Genomic DNA, 21,538 nt, shown 5'->3' with positions numbered 1-21,538 from the left:
ATTGGTCAATGGAACTTACATCAGTAAAAAAACACTAGAAAGTTTAGAGAAAGATATTCAAGAACGAAGTCATGGACAAAAATTCCCTAAAGAAAAATTAGTTGAAGAACTGATTCAGCGTGAATTATTGGTTCAAGATGCGAAACAAAAAAAGTTAGAGCAAACCGCTGAAATTTCAGAGCGGATTGAAATGGCAACGCGTTCTTTACTTTCTCAAGCCACGGTACAAAATTACATCAAATCAAATCCTGTTACCGATGCCGAAATAAAAGCTAAATACGATGAAGAAGTGGCTAAAAGTTCAGGTGATGAATATAAAGCCCGTCATATCTTGCTTAAGGACGAAGCTCAAGCTAAAAAAATAATTGAAAAATTAACGGCTGGCGGTGATTTTAAAGCCTTAGCGATAAAACATTCCACAGGCCCATCAGGCCCTCAAGGCGGTGATTTAGGCTGGTTTGTTGATGGACAAATGGTTGCGGCTTTTTCTAAAGCGGTGATTGCGTTAGAAAATGGAGCTTTTACAAAAGAAGCGATTAAAACGCAGTTTGGCTGGCATATTATTTTACGTGAAGATTCTCGGAAACAAACGCCTCCGCCTTTTGATACGATTAAAGAGCAGTTACGCCCCGCTTTACAACAGAAAAAAATTCAGGATATGTTGAAGTCGTTGCGTGAAAAAGCAAAAGTTGAAATTTTAGTTTCTATTGAGGAGCCTGAAATTAAAGCCCCTGACGTGGCTGCTAACCCCGCAGAAATTAAAAAAATTGAAAAACAAGCTAAAAATATAGAGGCTGCCGAAGCGGTTGATGTGGGTGCAAAAGCAGATGAGGCTAAAACAGCCGTTGTTGCTGAACCTGTGCCTGCAACGGATGAAAACAAAGAAGCCCCTAAAGTAGACGAGAAGAAATAATTTTATCGTCTCTATTTTGGAGAGCCATCGCCCTGATGGCTCTCTATAAAAAATCCCATTCAAAAAGACACGCGGCTTGTCCTTGATAAACGCCCTGTTTATCGTGTAAATTCCAAACAATCGCCTTATTAATTTGAAAACGCTTTCCGGTGCTTGAAATTCTAATGCCTTGATAATCCTTAATAAATCCTTTTTCAGTGACCTGTGCCATTAATTTTTCTCTGGCGGTAAAATTAACCGTTTCAACAGAGGCACGGGAGGGTAATTGAATTAATTGATCCCATGTTAATTCAAATAATGCTAACCCTTGTTGGTTTGAATAATTAAAAAGAGGGTCGTTCGCTGTGTTGTGTGAAAGTACTGCAAACGGGGCCTGAAATAAGGTTTCAGCAAAATTAGACGCATCCGAATTACATAAGGGATAGCCTAAATAGTGTTGAAAGCTGCTGTTTAACAGCACGGCATGATCGGTTAAAAACTGATTTTCAACTGTAGGTGGATTGAGGAAAGTCATGGTAATATTTAGGGTTTTAAATTTATAGTTTAACTATTATGACGCAAAATCTTAACTGGCAACCTTTAAAAAATAAAGACGAACTCGCGATAACCGCCGCAAAACGGATTGCAGCGGCAGCAAAACAAGCCATTGCTGAACGAGGTTGCTTTAAATTGGTTCTTGCTGGGGGAAGTACCCCTGAAAATGCTTATCGTTTGTTGATTGATCTTGAAACCGATTGGCAACACTGGCAGGTTTACTATGGCGATGAACGTTGCTTACCTGCCGATCATCCTGATAGAAACAGCAAAATGGCGACGGATGTTTTTTTACAGTACACCTCAATTCCCAACGCACAGATTCACCCAATGCCAACAGAATTAGGTGGCGAACAAGCGGCGCGTGATTATCAGGCTATTGTTAAGCAAGCCCTACCATTTGATTTGGTTTTATTAGGCATGGGCGAAGATGGGCATACCGCCAGTTTATTTCCTGGTCATGAACATGATGAACACGCCTTAGTCCATGCTGTTTATGAGGCCCCAAAGCCTCCTGCTGAAAGAGTGTCGTTAAGTGCGAAGGCGTTAAGTGAGAGCCGAGCGGTTTTATTTTTAATTTCAGCGGCGAATAAGCAACAGGCTTTAGAGGCTTGGCAACGAGGCGATAATTTACCCGTTGCGTTGATTCAACCGAAAACATCGGTGACTGTTTTATTAGCGGACTAAATTCAAATGAAAACGCACACCTTTAAAGAATGGGATTTAGACAAACTGGAGGATACCTTTGGGTTAACGCAAGTATGGGAATCTAATTTAATGACGGAATGGCAAACTAAGTCGATTGAAATTGAACAGGCTGACCAAGTAATTTTATTAAGACTGCAAAAGTCATTGATTCGAGGCGGACGTTCGTGGAATGAAGTGGAATTAGAAAACAAATTCATCAGTCCTTTGATTATGTTAGCGGATATTGATGACGATCAAATCGCTTATTTTTTGGAACGCCCGTTAACGCATATTCTGGGTGATTATCAATTATCAGGCATTGTAGATGGGATGATTGCCACGGGTGTCCGCAATCCTCATCAGCCTTATTTTTGTTTGCATGAGTATAAACGAAGTATCGAAAATCAAGGCACGCCTGATGGGCAGGTTTTGGTGGCGATGTTGGTTGCACGTGAATTAAATAAAAATAAAATGCCTATTTATGGCTTATTTGTGGTGGGTTTAGTTTGGAATTTTATTATTTTAAAGGGAAATGAATATTGTATTAGTAACGCCTATGTCGCGGATAATAAGGCTATTTTTTCAATTTTTAAAATGATTAAAGCCTTAAAAAAAATAATTGAAGCTGAATTAAATAAATCAACGTAAGTACGATTCAGCCTTGAACACGTATATCAGGGGTTTAGTTTTATGGCACTGGGGTGGCGAATTAATAAACGATAGTCTTTTTTATTTTTTCGCACCCAGCCCCGCGCTTCAATTGTTTTTCCAACATAGGTATTTAAGTCCTCAAATACGTCAGAATCCCGTGCTATTTTTAAGGCGAAGTGAGGGGAAAGGTATAAATAGTTATATTTTCTCGCTTGTTTTAAACGGGTGACTTTACCTTGAATCCGTTGCCAGCCTTTATGTTGACTGGAATCAAAATCCTTGACCTGTTTAGGTTGATACGCAGGCATTCCCCAAATCCCTAATTTTTTTGATTCGGCGTGTTGTTGCGCGGCCACTAAGGCATCAACATAGTTTAAATTAGGCGGATAAATAGTAACCGATGCCCAGCCTTTTTCAACCAGTGCGACATTAATATTGATTTTTTTATCGGTAAAAACATAAGCTAAGGTTCGATCATAGTGATCTTTTTTTTCAACATCATAACGCAGCTTCAGCTTGGTGTTGGCGAGTTGTTTGATTAACCATTGTTTCGCTTCTTCCCCCCCTGCCTCTGCAATTTTATCGCCTCGACCGACTTCGGGGGTATTAATCCCTAATAAGCGTACTTTCACTCCGCCTTCTAGGTGAATCGTATCGCCATCAATAATTTTTTTAATCTGATAATAACGAGGCGCGGTCTTAATAGAAAGGATGACCGCCTCATCCTGTTTGCGATCAGAAAAATGTTTTTTGCCTGCCTCATCTTTCCAATAATAAATTTCAGCCGAACTCAACATAGGGATCATAGCTAAAAATAATAGCCCGATGGGTTTTAAATAAGCAGGGGATATTTTCATTTAGTGACGATGCTCGGAGTCATCATAACGATTTTCATCATAGCGATTATTTTTTCGGTAGCGTTTAGATTGTTTACGGTCATTATTATCATGGCTTTGATAGCGTTTAGTTTGTTTTCGATTATGATTGTTATTATCATGGCTTTGATAGCGTTTAGTTTGTTTTCGATTATGATTGTTATTATTATAGTCTTGATAGCGTTTAGTTTGTTTTCGATTATGATTGTTATTATAGTCTTGATAGCGTTTAGTTTGTTTACGCTCATAAGTGTCATTAGTTTGATAGCGGTTGTTATTTTTACGTTTATGATTGTTATAACGATTATTATTGTTATAACGGGTCTCTTGTCTACGGTCATAATCATTCTGTTTTTTGTAGCGGCGATCTTGCTGCGTCGTATAATTCTTATTTTGCTGATAACGCGTATTATAGTTACGGTCATACGCGTTATTCTTTTTATAGTTTGTATTAGACTGACGAGAATATTCTCTATAGTCATTTGTATTTCCATTCGTACGAATCGTGACAGGGGATGAGTAAGGGCTGACGTGTTGTTGCTGTGAAGGGATGCAGCCTGTTGTTATTAATAAACAAAAGCTGATCGCGATGAGGTGTTTAATTGTGCGATTCATAGTCGTTTCCAATAAATTACTTAGACACTAAAGAATAACGAAAAAAAACAGAATAAGCTATGAGTTTAGTCTATTTTTCTTTACTTTTTACCCAAGTCCTTATTTTTCTCATTCGTTGCTTGCTGATTGGGGGATTATCTGGCAAAATCTACACCCTTTGTCTGACGTTTTTTTACAGACATTTCCAATTTTCTTCTCGTTATCATTAATAGAGGCTCACAAATGGCAGGTCGTAATCATTTATCTATCCCCGGTCCTACAAACGTTCCCCATGAAATTTTAAGCGCGATGCACGTTCCGATGGAAGATCACCGTTCACCTGATTTTCCTAAGTTATTTAAGCCTGTTTTAGACGCATTAAAACAAGTCTTTAGAACAGAAACAGGACAAGCGTTTGTTTTTCCTGCAACAGGGACTGCAGGCTGGGAAATTGCATTGACCAATACGTTGAATCCCGGTGATAAAGTAATTATTTATCGTTTTGGTCAATTTGGACACTTGTGGATGAGTATGGCGAAACGGTTAGGCTTTGATGTCGAAGTGCATGAAGTTGAATGGGGGAAAGGCATCCCTGTTGACCATTTAGAAGCGCGTTTAAAAGAAGACAGTCAACATGAAATTAAAGCGGTTTTAGCCACCCATAATGAAACTTCAACAGGCGTAACCAGTGATATAGGTGGGGTTCGCCTTGCGATGAATGCCGCTAATCATCCCGCCTTATTATTTGTCGATGGCGTAAGTTCCATTGCCAGTATTGAATTTAAAATGGATGACTGGGGCATTGATGGGGCCATTAGTGGCTCACAAAAAGGCTTTATGCTTCCAGCAGGGGCGGCGATTCTTGCGTTTAGTCAAAAAGCGTTAGCGATGACGAAAACCTCAACCTATCCACGTTGCTTTTTAGATTTAGGCGATCAAATGGCGCAAAATGCTAATGGGTATACGCCTTATACGCCATCAACGCCAATGATTCACGGATTGAAAAAATCATTAGAATTATTATTAGACGAAGGCATGGAAGCGGTTTATGCGCGTCATCATCGTTTAGGGGAAGGCTGTCGTCGAGCGATTGCCGCATGGGGTTTAAAGCTTTGCGCTCATGAGGGTTTTGAATCGGATACAGTTTCAGCCATTGTGGTTCCTGAAGATAAAAATGCCGCCGATGTAATTGGGGTTGCTTATAATAAGTATAATATTTCATTAGGCGCGGGTTTAACGGAAGTCGCTGGAAAAGTTTTTCGGATTGGACATATGGGGGATATGAATGATGTTTCAATGCTAGGAACCATTGCGGGCGTGGAAATGGCGTTATTAGATTGTGGTTACGAGTTGACCGCAGGAAGCGGTGTGGCCGCCGCCCTTGAGTATTATCGTTCAACGGCGGGCTAGTTTTGCGTAGGGTGCATAAGCGATGCGTCATGCACCTTGCTTATAATTTCACTTGATTTTATATAGATACGATATTATTTTTTTTAAAGATCATTAGGTGCATGACGCTTCGCTTATGCACCCTGCAAAATTTCCATTACTAATCCAGTCAAGAGAACCGTGTGAAAAAACGTTTTTATACCCTTTTAATAGCATTACTTCCCTTATCATCAGTTTACGCCGATGATTTAATGACTATTTATCGTCAAGCGTTGTACGCTGACCCCAATTTAAAAACGGCTCAGTTGCAAGTGGGTGTAGGGGAGGCACAGCATTGGCAAGCAGGGGGGGAATTATTACCTCAAGTGAGTGTATCAGCAAACTTATCATTAATTGATCAACGGAATGTTAAAACGAAAGCCGAAGATTCCTTTAAAGGGGAGCGTTATACTTTAAATTTAACCCAGTCTTTAATTGATGTCCCTAAAGTTTTAAACTGGATTCGCTCCAATAAAGTGGTTGACCAGTATAAGCAAGCCAATGTCGAAGCGGAACAAAATTTAATGCTGTTAACGGTTGAGCGTTATTTTGCGGTTTTAGCCGCTCGTGATAATTTAGGGTTAATTGAAAATGAAGTTGCGTTATCAACCCGGCAATTAGAACAATTAACGCGCCAATTTGAAAAGCAGTTGGTTAAAATTACCGATGTGTATGAAATGGAGGCGAAGCTTGATTTATTGGTGGCGGATCAAGTGGATGCGAAGACACAGTTGGATGTTGCACGGCAAGAAGTTTCAGAATTAACAGGCACGGTATTTGATTCATTAGTAGGGTTGCGTGATACGGTTGATTTTGTAGCGTTGTCGGGAACGCTCGATCAACGAATACTCCAAGCACGGGAATTGAACGCGGGCTTAAAAGCTCAAGAAAAAGCGATTGAAGCGGCGGATTATGCGGTTTCTATGGAGCATTCACGGCATTTGCCTGTCGTTGATTTACAATTCAGTTATTTTCGATCCAATACAGGCTTTAATGATACCCAATCGAATGAGACGGATACGAAAGTGGGGTCGATTAATATTAATATTCCTCTTTTTCCGGGGGGGACAACCTTAGCGCGTGCCGATGAGGCCTCTAAGAATCGTGAAATTAGCCGACAAAAGAAAATTGCACTTTTACGGGGGGTTATTAAAGAAACCCGTGAAGCTTTTTTAAGTACGAATGCCAGTGTTCGACGGATTGAAGCGGCTTCTAAAGCAGTCAAATCAGCGATTAAAGCGAATGATGCTATGCAAAAAGGGTTTCGTTACGGGGTTCAAACGATTGGGGATGTTTTGGTCTCTCAGCAACGGGTATTTGAAGCACGCAAAGGGTTATTGGACGTTCGTTATGTGTATATAACCCATTGGATTCGTTTCCAAAAAATAACGGGTGTCATTACGATGGATTCATTAGCGACTATTAATCAATGGTTAGGGAAAAATGTTTTGTGATTAAGCCTACAAAATGCGCTGTTATGTTTTGTTTTGAGGAAGTGCTATGGTATTATTCACTCTAACGATAGCTAACTCTTATGACGGCTTTTTCGTTATTTGATTTTAATTTTTGTTTATTTTTTTATTTTTTTAGGAGTTTACAATGGCTACAACAGCACAGAAAGCAAGTATTTTAGAGATGTACACGGCCTCTTTTGGGCGTGCGGCAGATCCAGTAGGATTTAATTTTTGGGTGGGTCAGTTTGATACCGCATTTCCAACGGCAACGGGGGCAGATGATGCGGCTAAAACAACAGGATTAATTTCATTACTCTCGGTCGCCATTACAGAAGCACCAGAGTACATTGCACTTTATCCTGCTACGCAGTCAAATCTTGAATTTGTTCAAGCGATTTATAAAAACATTCTAAATCGTGTTCTTCCAGCTGATGATGCAGGCGTTGTTTTTTGGTTGGACAAACTTGATACTAACGCGGGAACTAGAGCTGACGCGATTCCTGCTATTCTTGAAGCGGTTAAAGCAGCGAGTACGCCAGAAGGGTTATTAGATAAAGCACTAGTTGAGAATAAAACAACCGTTTCGCAATTTTTTGTTGATAGTTTTTCAGGGCTTTCTGAGGTGGACGCTCTGGCTAAAGCTAAGACTGCATTTGATACAGTAACCTCTGATGTTGCCACCGTTGAAACAGCGAAAACTGCATTGGGTCCGCCTGCAACAGGTACAGCAGGTACTACTTTTGTTTTAACAACGGGTGATGATTCATTCATTGGTACGGCAGATAACGATACATTCGATAGTGCGGATGGTACATTAAAATCAGCAGATTCTTTGATTGATACCACAACAACAGATGCGGATGTTGCAAATCTTACTTCATTAATTTATGACTCAACTGCTGCACCATTAATTAAAAATGTTGAAACGATTAATGTTAATGCGACTACAAACTCTGTAGGCTTAAATTTAAAATCTGTTTCAGGTGCTAAAACGTTAAATTTGAACACAACTGCAACCTCAGGAACAGCGACTGTTATTGAGGCATCTTCAGCAACGGCTGAAATTGTTGCAGGTGATAATATTTCTACGTTAAATGTGACGACTACTGCAACGGGAACAGCTGGATCACTTAGTGTGAAAGCAGGTAAAGCAACATCTGTTACATTAACGGGTGGAGCTAAAGATGACGTAGTGGTTATTGATACACCTGCAGATGTAAAATCACTTTACCTAAAAGGTGGTACTGGGGCAGATGATTTTAAAGTCAACCTAACAGGCACTATAGCAACAGGTGCAGCATTTGAAATTGCAAATGGAACTGCAACTGCAGGTGAAATAGAAGCATTAACACTAAATCTTTCTACAGGACCTTCAGTATTAAACCTTGTAGATGTTGATCAAGTTGTAGGGACTGCAACAGGTGATAAGGTTATTATTTTAGGTGATCAGGATATTACTTTTGTCGGTAATCCTGTTGCTTTTAATGGGACAACAGTCGTTTCTGCGATTGGTGCTAAAACATCTGCTTTTCATGTTGAAACGTCATCAACTGCAAATTTAAGTGCTGCAGCTTTTAATGTGATTGATGTAATTAAACCTATTGTTGTTTCTGCGTTAACAGTTCATAAAGATAGTGTTATTAAATTATCAGTTGCAAATACTAATACTGTTAATTTTGCGGGCGCAGCAACTGATACAATAAAAATTGATTTGGGAGCAAGTCAATCGAATATAACAATAGCAACGGCTACTAAAGTAGCTTTAACTAATGTGACTGCTGATACAACGATTACTACCTATAATCCTATTGCAGCATCTGATACAACCGTCACAGGCGATAAAGCATTAACTATTGGTGGTTCTGCTATTACAGGTAAATTTGATGCATCTGCATTGACGGGCGTGTTAACGGGTACTTTTAGTTCCACAGCAGATGTTATTGGTGGCACTGGTAATGATAAGCTAACAATTACGGGGGCTGGTACGCTTGATGGTGGAGCAGGTGATGATACACTTACAACAATGACAACTGTTGCCACTAAGCTAACAGGTGGAGCGGGTAAAGATATATTTGTTATTAAAAAGACAGGGGCTGTCATTAGTGATTTTGTTGTAGCCGATGATACGGTTCACTTGTCTGTGACGGAATTAATTGCTGCGTCTTCTAAAATAATAGATGGTGGGGCTGTAGCTATTACTACTACTAATATTACGACAAATATTTTTAAAGTTAAACAAATTACAGCAGCAACAACAATTGCTGCAGGTGATGCTATTGTTGGCTTATCTGGAGAGTTTGCAGATAAAGCAGCAATGGAATTGGCTATTGAAGCTTCGGGTACACATGCGCTAACGCTAACTGCACCAACTGCAAGTGATGATATTCTTATCTTATGGAATAAAACAGGTGGGGATGCAATATTGTCAACATACGATGTTACTAATAGTGCTGTTACACCAGTTTCAACTGGAACTTCAACAAATTTCTTAACTTTAACAGGGGTTGATTCTACAACATTAACATCTGCTGATTTTAGTTTTGTTGCATAGTTTTATGCTAACTAAGCCAAGTAGAGGTGGATGATACCAACTTTACTTGGGTTTTACGGCTTAAACAAAACCACCTTTTAGGAAACTGAAAGGTGGTTTTTAACTTAAAGGGGTCAGAACTTAAAGGAAACTAAAGGGGTCAGATACTGTCTTAAAAAGCAACTCTATTTTACTTTTATTTATTAAAAATTAAGCTTATTTTGATTTACTCTTTAAAACCCTAGCTCTTAATTTGGTAATTTATATCAAATGGTTTTTCTGACTTTAAGACACCATAGGACAAAATTAATAATTTTCTCATGACAGCGATTATCGCTACTTTTTTAGGCTTACCATTATTAACTAAACGCTCATAAACAAGCTTCAGCATTGGGTTGTATCGAATAGCGACAAGTGCTGGCATATAAAGCGATTTACGCAATCGTTTATGCCCAAGCTTAGATAAGGATGATTTATCAATGCTTGTACCTGACTGTATGATCTTAGGCGTTAATCCCGCATAACTGGCAATTTGTTTTGAACTTGAAAAGAAATTAATATCACCAATATACGCTAAAATACTCCATGCAGTACGCTCACCAATACCGTTAATGCTTGTTAATAATTTGACTTGCTGACTGAGACATTCGTTTTTTTTAACAATGTCCGCAATGTGTTTTTTAACCCGATCAATTTCATTATTAATCGCTTTTTGTAATCGTTTGATAGAACGCGATGTCTGTTTATTTACACTAGCTTCTAAATGATTATTTTCTTGTGTTTTAGACTTTTCTAATTGGTCACAGCGAGTGACTAAGCGTTGTATTGCTTCATAGTCTTTGCCTTTAGGTTGGTATGATTTCTTTTTGTAATCACCTGTTGAAACAGCATATTCACAATATCTGGCAATAAGCTGAGCATCTGCTTTATCTGTTTTATTACGATTTAATTCCATCTTAAAAAAAGCATGAGTAACCATTGGATTAACAACCATCACGTTTATTTTTTTCTGGGATAAATATTCCGCTAAATGAAAGCTATAAACACCTGTTGCTTCGAGACAGGTATAAATCTTTTCGTTACTTTTATTCACCCATAAAAGAAATGCTTCAAACCCTTTGGTGCTATTAGAAAACTGTTTGTGAAGAGTGCGTGAATTAAGATTATAAGCCGCATCAAAGGTAAGTTTAGAAATATCAATTCCAATAAAAATCATCGTATTATCCCCAGTTAAGTGTAAACTAAAGATTGGATAAAATAACGTCATGGCATTCTTGTAACTATTCGTGCTCTTGCTTAGTTGCAGGCACAAGATACTGTTCGCATTTGAAGGCGTTATTAAAGAGAGGTAGGCACTAATCTGACCCACGATTTTTCTAATCAAGAGTACTTACAGTGTCTCTATCTCTCATCCAACCGTCATTGGATAGTGCCATTTATTTAACTAAATTAACACTGGAATCTAAGATACAAGTGTTAATAAAACTAAAGGGGTCAGTGTCAATTAAGTGTGATTGCTTTTTTATTTCTACACTTAATTGACACTGACCCCTTTAGTTGACCCCTTTAGTTGGACCCCTTTAGTTTCACCCCTTTAGTTTAATGTGGTTAAAGTTTTAGCAAAACCTGTTAAGCAATCGGTATTATTTGGTTTATGTCAACGCATATTCACGCAAACTTTAGATATAAAAACCGTTAAAGAACCTGCTGTGAAAACGGCTGATGATAAACCTTTAGCGAATATTAAAATATTAGTTGCGGAAGATCATGAAATTAATCAAGTCGTGATTGTAAATATGCTTGAAATTTTAGGGGCATCAGTAAAATGTGTTGATAATGGGCTTCAAGTCTTAAACGCATTAGATAAAGAGGACTATGATGTTATTTTAATGGATTGTCACATGCCTAAAATGGATGGTTTTCAAGCCACTACGGCGATTCGTGCGCGTGAGTCTAAAGATGCCCACATACCGATTATTGCTGTGACAGCAGATGCCATGAAAGAGGATCAGCAGAAATGTCTAAAAATAGGAATGGATGCTTATATTCCCAAACCCTTTAAGAGTAAAGATTTATCAACAACCCTATTATCGTTACTTAATAATGAAAATATTTCAACGATAAACGTGCCGTCCGTTGAGAACACAGAAATATCAACGACCATCATTAATCAAGATTTTTTTAATACACAGAAAAAAACAATTGGTAAAAATTTTGATGGCATTGTAGAAAAATATATAAACTCACTTCCTAACTCTATTGGCGAAATAAAACAAGCAGTTGCTGAACGTGACTGGGCGCAAGTCAGACATTATTGTCATAAATTAAGAGGGGCTTCGGGAATATTTGGAGCCGAACCCTTAGTTGAAAATTTAAGATTGATTGGGGAAATGCTTAAAAATAAGCAAATAATTACTCATGATTTAATTATAGAACTGGAACGTATTGCTGAAATAACAACGACGGATTTATTAAACCAATTAAAAATAAAATAATTTGAAAGAGTTTTATTTTAGAAATGAATCGGTCAGTTCATTTTGGGTCTAAGTTTTTAACCAAAGTCATGTTTTCTTGCTAAAAAACAGGCCAGCTATCGGGTATATTCACATCAATTAAGTATTTCATGGGAATATTTTTAAGCCGCAATAGAATGGGTTTACCATTGCATTTTTCAGGGTCTATGCTGATACGATTTGTTAGTGGCTTTGTGACGTTCATCGGGATACCTTATAAAATAGAGTATGGAAGATAGGTAAGCACCTAAGCAAAAGTTATCGTATATTTTTTACCAAAGCTATTTAGTATTTTCAGTACGGACTCTTTTGAAAATTATTAAGTCCTTATCCCTTAAATAACATGCACAACTTGATAATTGGAGTCCAAGAGCTTTAGCTCTTGGACTCCAACATATTCCTAATGATAAAAAAATGGATTTTAAACAACTTTTTCACAGCTTTCAGCTACTTTAGGTGATAAACTTAATTTAAAAACATTGGGCGAAAAAAGTCAGTCACTATTATGGATAATTTTGATAGTGCTGAACGCTTAAACTGAATAAAATCTACTGACGTTAGTCATACTTTACAAAATGAATTACAAAAAAAGAAGTAGGGCGGCGATACCAACCGACGAAAGTAGGTTTTTATAAAAATTACCGACGTGAAAAACAACCTAAATCTATTATTATGAGCATTATTAAAACGATCATTAAAAGTTTCCTATTAATATTTTTTTTAGGACTCGTCGAAATGGCGTGTACCAGTACGCCAACCGTTCCAACATCGGAACCTTTGAAAGTCTCTTCTAAACCACCACTTTCAAAAACGAATACGCCAAAAATACCGAATGTTAAGAAAATTAAGAAACCTCATAAAGTTAAGCCTAATGTTCGATTAAAGGCAGCGTTAACGTATCTTCCTGATGATATTATGGCCTTATTACGTGCAAAAAAAAATAAGCGGTAAAGGGATGAGTGCATATATTCATGCAGTGTCTAATCCCGCGCCTTTATTGACGTTTAATGCTGATATTTCAAGAAACCCCGCATCAGTAATGAAATTAATTACCACTTATGCGGCTTTAGGTGTTTTAGGGGCAAATTATCATTGGCCCATTGAACTTTATAAGACTGGTGTGGTTTCCAAGGGGATTTTACAGGGTGATTTATATTTAAAAGGTTATGGTTATCCTAATTTTAAGCCTAACGATTTGCGGTTATTATTAAGAGGGCTGCGGACACAGGGAATCACAAAAATAACGGGAAATTTAGTACTTGATAATACCTATTTCTCACCTAATACAAAATCGCCGGGGGATTTTGATGGTAAAACGTATGCGAAGTACAACGCGTTACCTGATGCTCTGCTATATAACGAAGGCATTAGTGATATTTTCCTAACGCCAAAATCAAAATCTATTAGCATCATGTCATTGTATCCTGATGACAATGTGACCTTTGTTAATAATGTAAAACTGAAAAATGTAAAGTGTCGAGGCCGTTATGCGAGTCCTGCGATGCGTGTTAAATTGAAGGCGCGAAAAAAAGTAATCCACTTTAATGGTTCACTCTCAAGCCGTTGTGGGCAGCGTCACTATTCCCTTGCTATTTCTAAAGCCGTTAATATGCTGAACGGAAGTTTTAGACGAATATGGACAACGGAGATGGGCGGTATCATTGAAGGGACGAAGTTAGTGGTTGCTGAAACCCCGAAGAATGCTAATTTGATTTACAAAATTAAAGGTAAGGCGGTGAAAGATATATTGCCTTTGGTGAATAAAAAAAGTAATAATGTGATGGCTAGACAGTTATTTTTGAGCGTGGCGGCAAAAGCAGGAACGCCAGCAACGCTTAAACAAGGCGGTCAAAAAATAAGACAGTGGTATCAAAGTCGAGGATTAGATTTTTCAAAACTACAGATTGAGAATGGTTCAGGTCTCAGTCGAACAGGTCGTGTTTCCGCGCGAAATATCGGTGAGTTATTGTTAGATGCTTATAAAAGTCCTAATCGAAGCCATTTATTAGCTTCGTTACCGATTATGGGCGTAGATGGAACGTTAAGACGGAGAATGCGAGGAACGGTTGCCGCTAAGAGTAGTTATATGAAAACGGGGACATTACGCGATGCCCGTGGAATTGCAGGGTATGTCAAAGCCAAAGATGGTCAATTTTATGTGGTCGCTATTTTACATAATGGTAAACATGCGAAAGGAAAAGTATTAGCGATACATAATAAATTAATTGAGTGGACGGCTACGCGGGGGATGAATGCTGAAATTCCTAAAGAAGACACCCAAGTGGCTATTATCAATCAGGCTCATGAGAATTAATGTTTAGGTAACTTCCCAAAGTTTATATTGCGTAGGATGGACTAAGCCCTTCCTACGCAAGTTTTATTATAATTAAGCTTGTAGTTTAGAAATATCGGCAATTTGTAAAAATTGTTGCGCTAATAAATTTAATAAGGCTAAACGATTCGCACGTAGACTTACATCGTCACAATTCACCATGACATTATCAAAGAAATTATCGACAGGCTCTTTGAGTTGCGCTAATCGAGATAAAGCCGCCTCATAATTATGAGTCTCTAATAGAGGCTTAATATCTATGGCAGATTGCTTTGCCACGGTTAATAATGCTAACTCTTGTGTTTCTACCAGTTCACCGACTTCTGATGCAGGTTTTGTTTTCGATTTTTTTAAAATATTGCCAATACGTTTATTCGCCGCAGCAAGACTAGCCGCTTCGGGTAAGGTTCTAAAGCGTTTCACCGCCTGTAAACGATTAATAAAATCTAACGGGTGCGTGGGTTTAATACGCATCACCGCATCAAATTCATCAATTTTAAATCCTTGTTCTAAACAATAGCCTTTTAAACGTTCAAAGACAAAATCAGTGACTAACTGTTGTGTTTTGAGTCGATCAAACTCATGAGAATACTGTTTTAATGCGGTTTTAATGAGTTCAACAATATTCAAGGATAATTTATTTTCGATGATAATTCGTAAAATTCCTAAGCTTGCACGGCGAAGAGCATAAGGATCTTTATCCCCTGTTGGAATTAACCCTGCACTAAAAATACCCGTTAAGGTATCGAGTTTATCGGCTAACGATAAAATCTGCCCTGTAATGGTTTGCGGGGTCGCTGTTCCTGATTGTTTTGGAAAATATTGCTCTTCTAAAGCCTGTGCAACTTCAACAGGTTCGTTATCGGCTAAGGCATAATAACGTCCGACAACCCCTTGCAATGAGGCAAACTCCCCGACCATATCGGTCATTAAATCGGTTTTAGCCAATAAGGCCGCTCGATTTGCCAGTGTTTTATCTGCATTAAGCTCGGTAGCAATCACGTCTGCCAAAGCTTGTAAGCGTTTAGTTTTATCGGCGATTGTGCCTAATTTTTGTTGAAAAATAATTGAATTTAGTGAGTCAACCCGATCACTTAAGGATTTTTTTCGATCTTGATTCCAAAAAAATTCAGCATCGGCTAAACGGGGTAAAATAACTCGCTCATTGCCTTTTTGAATGGACTCAGGACGTGTGCTTTTAATATTGCTAAAGGTAATGAAATGCGCTAATAAATCCCCTGATTCATTAACAATAGGAAAATATTTTTGATTGCTTTGCATGGTGGTGATAAGCACTTCTTTAGGCAAGGCTAAAAAACGTTCATCAAAGTTACCGATAACAGGAACAGGCTGTTCATTGAGGGCGGTGATTTCATTGAGCAAATCCTCTTCAATATGGGCCAGACCGCCTACCTTTTTAGCCGCCTCATGAGCTGCGTTTTTAATCAGGGCTTTACGTTCGTGAAAATCAGCGATGACGTTTCCTTGTGTACGCAAACTTTCTAAATAGGTTGAGGGTGTTTTAATCGTAAAAGGGGCGGGGGCATGAAAACGATGGCCTTGGGTTTGATTACCTGCTTTTAATTCTAAAATAGTCGCGTCTACCGTCTTTTCACCGTAAAGCAAAACCACCCATTTAACGGGGCGTACAAATTCGGTATCAGAATTTCCCCAACGCATTTTTTTAGCAATGGGTAAATCATGAATACTTTTATGGATAATATCAGGCACTAATTCCGTTGAGGTTTTGCCTTTGATGGCTTGTTTAAAAATCAACCATTCGCCTTTGTCGGTTTTCATCCGTTCTAAAGCCTCAAATTCAGCCCCACAACTTTTTGCAAAGCCTAATGCCGCACGACTCGGTGAGCCATCTTCGGCAAAAGCGGCTTTGACCGCAGGACCTCTTTTTTCAACCACTTTATCCGCTTGTGTTGATTTTAAGCCTTTAATTAAGACGGCTAAACGTCTAGGGGTTGCATAGGCTTTGCCCTCTTGATACGTTAACCCCACCTCATCTAATCCGCTTTGTATATTGGCTAATAAGGCATTACTGAGGGTTAATAAATTTTTAGGCGGTAATTCTTCACAGCCTAGTTCAAAAAGTAAATCTTGTTGTTCGGTCACTATATTATTCCTAGAATTTAGAGGCTTTTTTGTTGATTGCACAGATCCTGTAGAGGATTATAAATCTAACCTAAAACGACACAACAAGCAATAGAAAAACAAGTTCAGTATAATACGGAGAAGCAACCGAATTTAATTGATGTAAATAGTGTGAACAGGAGAATTTAGATGGCAGCATTAATAGGTATTATTATGGGCTCAACTTCGGATTGGGAGACAATGAAACATGCCGCACAAACGCTAGAACAGCTTAATATCCCTCATGAAGTTGAGGTTGTTTCAGCGCACCGTACCCCTGATAAGTTATTTCACTACGCTGAAACTGCACGGGGAAAAGGCTTGGAAGTGATTATTGCAGGGGCAGGTGGCGCGGCGCATTTACCAGGAATGGTGGCCGCTAAAACAAGCGTCCCCATTTTAGGTGTTCCTATTCAATCAAAGGCACTTAATGGCATGGATTCATTATTATCTATTGTGCAAATGCCTGCTGGAATTCCTGTGGGAACGTTAGCAATTGGTCGCACAGGGGCGATTAACGCGGCTTTACTCGCGGCGGCGATTATTGGTAATAAGCATTCCAACTATCAAGCTGCGCTTGATACTTATCGTCAAAATCAAACAGAAACCGTTGCTGCCAATGCAGATCCGCGTCAGGTGATTTCATGAAAATAGGAATTTTAGGCGGGGGGCAATTAGCACGAATGCTGGCGTTGGCAGGTTATCCTTTGGGGTTTGAATTTATTATTTTAGATCCGAGTAAGGAGGCTGGCGCGGTAAAGTTGGGTGAGCATTTACACGGGGCGTATGATGATAAGGCGTTATTGACAGAATTGGCTGAAAAAGCCGATGTGGTGACGTATGAGTTTGAAAACGTGCCAGCGGATGTGGCGAGTTTTTTAGATGAGCATACGCACGTTTACCCCAGTCCTAATGCGTTAGCGGTTGCTCAAGATAGGTTGGTTGAAAAGAATTTCTTTCATGAATTAAAGATTCCGACCGCGCCTTTTGCTAATGTGATGGATTTAGCGGGTTTACAACAAGCAATGCCAACTATTGGCTACCCTGCTATTTTAAAAAGTCGTCGTATGGGCTATGACGGGAAAGGGCAGGTAGTTTTAACTTCAGCCGATGAGTTAGCGCACGCATGGGAATCAATTCAAGAGGTTCCTTCTATTGTTGAAGGCTTTGTTAATTTTCAACGGGAAGTTTCTATACTCGCCGCACGTAATCCAGACGGTGACATTGTTTATTATCCGCTTTCAGAAAATAAACATCATCAGGGTATTTTGCGTGTTTCTGAGTGCCGTACCGTGGATGTCTTGCAACAGGAGGCTGAAAAATATGTGCGAATGTTGTTAGAGAAATTAGAGTATGTCGGCTTAATTGCTTTAGAGTTGTTTGATGTTGAAGGGCAATTATTTGCCAATGAATTTGCACCCCGCGTTCATAATTCAGGACACTGGACGATTGAAGGCTCGGAAACCAGTCAATTTGAAAATCATCTTCGTGCGATTTCAGGATTGCCTTTAGGTTCTACCGTATCCGAGGAATTTACGGGGATGGTAAATTTTATTGGAGGGCTTCCTGAATCGAAACAATTACTGGCGATTGAACATGCCCATTTACATCTTTATGATAAAAGTCCTCGTAAAGGTCGAAAGGTTGCTCATGTGGGTATTCGTGCGGATACGAAAGCTGAGTTTACTCACGCATTAGAGGCGGTTATTGAGTTAGCGCAAAAGGGTGATGATTCATAAACTAAGGAATAAGCACGAATTAAATCATGCACGTTTGTATGTTTTGTTGCGTGATATAGTGTTGTATAGTCTATTTTATTATTTTTAACCTCTATCATTAACAGCTTGTTAAATAATGCTTTTATCTCTAAAAATAGCGTATTTATCAATGATAAAAAATCTAAGATATACTCAAAATAATGCAAAATTTTAAACGTGGAAACTCCTAAGGTCAAATTGAGCGTGTGTATTTGCTTGCTGGGTTACGTTTATTGACGATCAACTTTAAAAGGGGACAAGTGAGGTTAAGCCTCGCTCCATAGTGTCCGACCTTAAACTAGTCGATCGTTTATTTGCTCTCGCAAAAAAACGACCCTAGCCTACATTAAAGTGTCGGATACCATGAAACTTTTATTTTTTAGTGACCAAACGATTGTTTCAGTAACTCAGTATCTATTTTTCCCGCATGAAAACTATTGCCAGACTCTACCGCCGTTACAATCACGCGTGCGGGGCTAAATAACATCCCATCGACTTTAAAAAAGTCATAGTCATATTCTTTGAACACCTCTGCAAAGGGTTTTCCATAATCTTTTGAGGTGGAACTAGGTAGTTCGTTGGCTAATTTTTCAGCCTCTTCATCAGAACCACTCACAAATAAATGCACTTGACCTGCAAATAAAATGGCATCATTGGTACGCCCCATCGCTTTTACAAAATCAGGGTGAGGTGGGCAAAGAGGCGCGCTGCCACTTCCATCAATAATATTTTCTAATGGGAAGTGTAACTCATGGGCTTTGTGCATAGCGACTTCTAAAACCCGTCCCACGACTTGAACACAGCCTGCAATACTACGGGTCGGTGTAACAATAATCGTTAAATCTTCGGCATCCACATCACAGGCTTTAATGATTTTTTCGATGATTTCCATTGGGGGAATCTTATCATTTTCAATCACTAAAACGGTTTCTTCGCCATTATCTTGATAGCCTAATTCATTATAAATGGCCTCAATCGGTTCATCTTCGCCCTCTTTCGTTTTTGTCGCCATTGCGCGTGCAGGGCCTGAGCCTAATGCATAATATTTATCATGCGCTAAACTCCATCCTGCATATTGGCTACCTAAGCAGGCTAAAACAGGGTTGCTGCTATGAACATTAATGGTTAATGGCCAGTTTTCGATCGCAGGGCTATGATTAATGCTCACCGTTCCTAAGCCGCCTAGGCAAATTTCAGTAATAATTCGACCCGCTTCTAAGCCACCTGGGGCCTCGATACCTGCATCAATGATAATGCAACCATTATCTAACGTGTGTATATCAAGTCTTAATTTATCCGCATTATCAAGTAATTCTTGAACTAAGGGGCGGCTAAGTTTATTGACACTCGCGTTGTATTCAATCATGTTATTTCGCTTATTTGTGTGAAAAGAAGGAGTTGTTTATCGTTTAAATCATCCAGTAATCGTTTTGGATTTTTCCCGCTGATAATCATACTGCAAATAGGCTCTCCTTTGCCAATAATCATCCCCGCAGCGGGTAAATTACAACAATAATCAGCCCATTTAAAATAGGGGGGGATTTGTAGTTTAACGTGACTGTAGATAATTTGATAAACACGATAAAGTGGATCTTTAATGATCAGCGTTTTGTCGAGTTGTCCTTGGCACGCTAAGAGATGTATGTTTAATAAATTTTTGGGGTATAACGCCATACTAGCAGGGGGTCTAGGGTTAATTTCTAAAACATAACAATGATGACGATAAAAAATAAAATCCAAACTACAAAGACCGCGTAACTGATAACGCTTCGTTAACCGATTAATCCAATGATGAAGTTTATTACGATGTTGGTGAGATAACGTTGTATGATTCATAATGCCCGAAAATACAAATGAATTTGGACAGGACCATTGTTGATTAAAACCCATAATCAGTGCGTGTTGACCATTCGCCGCAAATAAAGCCGACATGGCTTGCCCCGCTATTTTTTTTTGATAATAATAATTTAAAATTGTTAGAGGATTTACGTTGTAAGTTGTCGCGGAATGAATATTCATTCCCCCCACATTATTATGCGGTTTTATTAAATAGGGTTGAGTCTTAAATTTGGGCTGTAATTTATTTTTTGTCGGAAAAAAAACGGGCGGAAATAAAATAGTTAGGGCCTGTAATCGCTTAAAAAATTGATGTTTATTTTGTAACGCGTTAAAAATTCGCGATGAGTTTCCAATTAATTTAAACCGTGTTTCTAAAAAAATCAAACTTTCTGGGTAGAGTTCAAAACCACTGCCATAAAGGCATTCGTTGAATTTATTTTCAAGCCTGTCAATACAGTTTTTTAGGGCATTAATGGCTAAGGAATCGACACGGTAACTTTGTACCGCTAATGCTTGAGTATCTTGATCGGCAAAGCAATCAATCGTAATGACGTTTAGACCGATATGACAGGCGGCTTGTGCGAGCATTTGGGCGGATTGAGCAATGATAATCAAAGGTTTCATTAGGATCTGAATGAATTAAACATCCATAAAAAACATGGGGATACCATAGGTTAAAACAAAATAACTGGTGGCCAAGATAATGCTTTCTCGAAGCGCGAAGGTAAAAAACTGGCGTAAAATATAAGCCACAATCAACAAATACCACACCACTAAAAAAATGCCTAACCCGATTGCTATTTCTTCTCGGTAAACCACATGGGTCATGACCATATAAACATCTAACCCTTCGACCGCGGTTGCAAGGGTCATAATGAAATTCTCACACACAAAGATAGAGGTAAATAAGGGGTTAAAGAAGCTCCATTTTTTAGTAATAACTAAAAAAATTGCAAGAGTTGAAAACGCCATAATCATGCGTAAGACGACTTCTAAAAAACCTTCGGCAGGATCGGCAATAAGACCTTCAACTAACCATCCTGATAAAAAGTAAAAGATAATTACTTTTTGCATGAACGACTTGGTGGGAATTAATTGGGTGGGATTATTTTTGAACCAGCAGAGTGCCAGATATTGTATTAACAGCTTCATGATGAAAAATAGAGTCCCAAAAGGTGTGCATTTTAGCGTTATTTAGATAACTATATTTAATTTTATGGCTATAAACTGTGTATTTTTACAATTTCAGTTCTATAAAGTGACGATTTTGGCGGTAAGCTAATTATTGT

Annotated in this window: 20 protein-coding genes; 11 read left to right on the top strand and 9 right to left on the bottom strand. The window is 38.6% G+C overall.

The window, feature by feature from the left end:
• Positions 1-190 precede the first annotated feature (190 nt).
• Positions 191-913 carry a peptidylprolyl isomerase gene (locus Q9M50_14490; GenBank protein ID MDQ7091821.1) on the top strand — a complete coding sequence of 241 codons (723 nt, stop codon included), beginning with the start codon at positions 191-193 and terminating at the stop codon, positions 911-913.
• 43 nt (positions 914-956) lie between these two features.
• Here Q9M50_14490 and Q9M50_14485 read toward each other — a convergent pair whose 3' ends face one another.
• Positions 957-1,427, bottom strand: coding sequence for an MEKHLA domain-containing protein (locus Q9M50_14485; GenBank protein ID MDQ7091820.1), 471 nt, complete (start codon positions 1,425-1,427; stop codon positions 957-959).
• Between the two features lie 38 nt (positions 1,428-1,465).
• Between Q9M50_14485 and pgl the strand changes: the two genes are divergently transcribed.
• Entirely contained in the window at positions 1,466-2,134 is a 669-nt protein-coding gene (gene pgl, locus Q9M50_14480; GenBank protein ID MDQ7091819.1) for a 6-phosphogluconolactonase, read from the top strand.
• A gap of 6 nt (positions 2,135-2,140) precedes the next feature.
• A complete protein-coding gene (locus tag Q9M50_14475; protein ID MDQ7091818.1) occupies positions 2,141-2,782 on the top strand; it encodes a hypothetical protein in 642 nt (213 codons plus the stop codon).
• A gap of 26 nt (positions 2,783-2,808) precedes the next feature.
• Here the strand turns inward: Q9M50_14475 and Q9M50_14470 are convergent, their stop codons facing one another.
• Both Q9M50_14470 and Q9M50_14465 read right to left on the bottom strand, forming a co-directional pair.
• The gene (locus Q9M50_14470) at positions 2,809-3,642 is read right to left on the bottom strand and encodes a thermonuclease family protein (GenBank protein ID MDQ7091817.1); all 834 of its coding nucleotides are present in this window, start codon (positions 3,640-3,642) and stop codon (positions 2,809-2,811) included.
• Positions 3,643-4,275 carry a hypothetical protein gene (locus Q9M50_14465; protein MDQ7091816.1) on the bottom strand — a complete coding sequence of 211 codons (633 nt, stop codon included), beginning with the start codon at positions 4,273-4,275 and terminating at the stop codon, positions 3,643-3,645.
• Between the two features lie 222 nt (positions 4,276-4,497).
• On the opposite strand from Q9M50_14465, the gene Q9M50_14460 reads away from it, so the two are divergent.
• From Q9M50_14460 to Q9M50_14450, 3 genes are all read left to right on the top strand, one after another.
• A complete protein-coding gene (locus Q9M50_14460; GenBank protein ID MDQ7091815.1) occupies positions 4,498-5,664 on the top strand; it encodes an aminotransferase class V-fold PLP-dependent enzyme in 1,167 nt (388 codons plus the stop codon).
• Positions 5,665-5,825: 161 nt separating this feature from the next.
• Positions 5,826-7,136 carry a TolC family outer membrane protein gene (locus Q9M50_14455; GenBank protein ID MDQ7091814.1) on the top strand — a complete coding sequence of 437 codons (1,311 nt, stop codon included), beginning with the start codon at positions 5,826-5,828 and terminating at the stop codon, positions 7,134-7,136.
• Positions 7,137-7,281: 145 nt separating this feature from the next.
• On the top strand, positions 7,282-9,687 hold the full coding sequence (locus tag Q9M50_14450; protein MDQ7091813.1) for a DUF4214 domain-containing protein: 2,406 nt from the start codon (positions 7,282-7,284) through the stop codon (positions 9,685-9,687).
• A gap of 220 nt (positions 9,688-9,907) precedes the next feature.
• Here the strand turns inward: Q9M50_14450 and Q9M50_14445 are convergent, their stop codons facing one another.
• Positions 9,908-10,882: an IS110 family transposase gene (locus Q9M50_14445; GenBank protein MDQ7091812.1), complete on the bottom strand. Its 975-nt coding sequence runs from the start codon at positions 10,880-10,882 to the stop codon at positions 9,908-9,910.
• Between the two features lie 388 nt (positions 10,883-11,270).
• Here Q9M50_14445 and Q9M50_14440 point away from each other — a divergent pair, with 388 nt between their 5' ends.
• Positions 11,271-12,161, top strand: a complete 891-nt coding sequence (locus tag Q9M50_14440) for a response regulator (GenBank protein MDQ7091811.1) — start codon at positions 11,271-11,273, stop codon at positions 12,159-12,161.
• Positions 12,162-12,240: 79 nt separating this feature from the next.
• Here the strand turns inward: Q9M50_14440 and Q9M50_14435 are convergent, their stop codons facing one another.
• Positions 12,241-12,384, bottom strand: a complete 144-nt coding sequence (locus Q9M50_14435) for a hypothetical protein (protein MDQ7091810.1) — start codon at positions 12,382-12,384, stop codon at positions 12,241-12,243.
• A 467-nt stretch (positions 12,385-12,851) separates the two neighbouring features.
• Between Q9M50_14435 and Q9M50_14430 the strand changes: the two genes are divergently transcribed.
• Together Q9M50_14430 and dacB are read left to right on the top strand one after the other, a co-directional pair.
• Positions 12,852-13,130 carry a hypothetical protein gene (locus Q9M50_14430; protein MDQ7091809.1) on the top strand — a complete coding sequence of 93 codons (279 nt, stop codon included), beginning with the start codon at positions 12,852-12,854 and terminating at the stop codon, positions 13,128-13,130.
• A gap of 4 nt (positions 13,131-13,134) precedes the next feature.
• The gene (gene dacB, locus Q9M50_14425; protein MDQ7091808.1) at positions 13,135-14,493 is read left to right on the top strand and encodes a D-alanyl-D-alanine carboxypeptidase/D-alanyl-D-alanine-endopeptidase; all 1,359 of its coding nucleotides are present in this window, start codon (positions 13,135-13,137) and stop codon (positions 14,491-14,493) included.
• 72 nt (positions 14,494-14,565) lie between these two features.
• Here the strand turns inward: dacB and glyS are convergent, their stop codons facing one another.
• Positions 14,566-16,635: a glycine--tRNA ligase subunit beta gene (glyS, locus tag Q9M50_14420; GenBank protein MDQ7091807.1), complete on the bottom strand. Its 2,070-nt coding sequence runs from the start codon at positions 16,633-16,635 to the stop codon at positions 14,566-14,568.
• A 168-nt stretch (positions 16,636-16,803) separates the two neighbouring features.
• On the opposite strand from glyS, the gene purE reads away from it, so the two are divergent.
• Together purE and Q9M50_14410 are read left to right on the top strand one after the other, a co-directional pair.
• Complete coding sequence (gene purE / locus Q9M50_14415) at positions 16,804-17,301, top strand: 5-(carboxyamino)imidazole ribonucleotide mutase (GenBank protein MDQ7091806.1); 498 nt, start codon at positions 16,804-16,806, stop codon at positions 17,299-17,301.
• A complete protein-coding gene (locus Q9M50_14410) occupies positions 17,298-18,392 on the top strand; it encodes a 5-(carboxyamino)imidazole ribonucleotide synthase (GenBank protein ID MDQ7091805.1) in 1,095 nt (364 codons plus the stop codon). The genes purE and Q9M50_14410 overlap by 4 nt, the downstream gene beginning before the upstream one ends.
• A 397-nt stretch (positions 18,393-18,789) precedes the next feature.
• On the opposite strand, the gene mch is transcribed toward Q9M50_14410, so the two are convergent.
• Genes mch through Q9M50_14395 form a run of 3 tightly spaced genes read right to left on the bottom strand, consistent with a single transcriptional unit; the run spans position 18,790 to position 21,323 of the window.
• The gene (gene mch / locus Q9M50_14405; GenBank protein MDQ7091804.1) at positions 18,790-19,773 is read right to left on the bottom strand and encodes a methenyltetrahydromethanopterin cyclohydrolase; all 984 of its coding nucleotides are present in this window, start codon (positions 19,771-19,773) and stop codon (positions 18,790-18,792) included.
• Complete coding sequence (locus Q9M50_14400) at positions 19,773-20,873, bottom strand: ATP-grasp domain-containing protein (protein ID MDQ7091803.1); 1,101 nt, start codon at positions 20,871-20,873, stop codon at positions 19,773-19,775. Before Q9M50_14400 ends, mch begins: the two co-directional genes overlap by 1 nt.
• Positions 20,874-20,888: 15 nt before the next feature.
• On the bottom strand, positions 20,889-21,323 hold the full coding sequence (locus Q9M50_14395) for a hypothetical protein (protein ID MDQ7091802.1): 435 nt from the start codon (positions 21,321-21,323) through the stop codon (positions 20,889-20,891).
• Positions 21,324-21,538: the final 215 nt, after the last annotated feature.

The sequence above is a fragment of the Methylococcales bacterium genome (assembly GCA_030949405.1).
In the GTDB taxonomy this organism is placed as follows: Bacteria; Pseudomonadota; Gammaproteobacteria; order Methylococcales; family Methylomonadaceae; genus WTBX01.
Note: the sequence above shows the minus strand (reverse complement) of the source record. Positions and strands in the feature narration are given on the sequence as shown.

Bases quoted from the DNA above. Each gene is read 5' to 3' on its own strand.
- Q9M50_14490 (MDQ7091821.1), top strand. From the start codon at position 191: ATGGCAACGCGTTCTTTACTTTCTCAAGCCACGGTACAAAATTACATC.
- Q9M50_14450 (MDQ7091813.1), top strand. From the start codon at position 7,282: ATGGCTACAACAGCACAGAAAGCAAGTATTTTAGAGATGTACACGGCC.
- purE (MDQ7091806.1), top strand. From the start codon at position 16,804: ATGGCAGCATTAATAGGTATTATTATGGGCTCAACTTCGGATTGGGAG.
- Q9M50_14410 (MDQ7091805.1), top strand. From the start codon at position 17,298: ATGAAAATAGGAATTTTAGGCGGGGGGCAATTAGCACGAATGCTGGCG.
- Q9M50_14470 (MDQ7091817.1), bottom strand. From the start codon at position 3,642: ATGAAAATATCCCCTGCTTATTTAAAACCCATCGGGCTATTATTTTTA.
- Q9M50_14465 (MDQ7091816.1), bottom strand. From the start codon at position 4,275: ATGAATCGCACAATTAAACACCTCATCGCGATCAGCTTTTGTTTATTA.
- Q9M50_14400 (MDQ7091803.1), bottom strand. From the start codon at position 20,873: ATGAAACCTTTGATTATCATTGCTCAATCCGCCCAAATGCTCGCACAA.
- Q9M50_14430 (MDQ7091809.1), top strand. From the start codon at position 12,852: ATGAGCATTATTAAAACGATCATTAAAAGTTTCCTATTAATATTTTTT.
- Q9M50_14435 (MDQ7091810.1), bottom strand. From the start codon at position 12,384: ATGAACGTCACAAAGCCACTAACAAATCGTATCAGCATAGACCCTGAA.
- Q9M50_14475 (MDQ7091818.1), top strand. From the start codon at position 2,141: ATGAAAACGCACACCTTTAAAGAATGGGATTTAGACAAACTGGAGGAT.
- Q9M50_14445 (MDQ7091812.1), bottom strand. From the start codon at position 10,882: ATGATTTTTATTGGAATTGATATTTCTAAACTTACCTTTGATGCGGCT.
- Q9M50_14460 (MDQ7091815.1), top strand. From the start codon at position 4,498: ATGGCAGGTCGTAATCATTTATCTATCCCCGGTCCTACAAACGTTCCC.
- pgl (MDQ7091819.1), top strand. From the start codon at position 1,466: ATGACGCAAAATCTTAACTGGCAACCTTTAAAAAATAAAGACGAACTC.
- Q9M50_14395 (MDQ7091802.1), bottom strand. From the start codon at position 21,323: ATGCAAAAAGTAATTATCTTTTACTTTTTATCAGGATGGTTAGTTGAA.
- dacB (MDQ7091808.1), top strand. From the start codon at position 13,135: ATGAGTGCATATATTCATGCAGTGTCTAATCCCGCGCCTTTATTGACG.
- Q9M50_14485 (MDQ7091820.1), bottom strand. From the start codon at position 1,427: ATGACTTTCCTCAATCCACCTACAGTTGAAAATCAGTTTTTAACCGAT.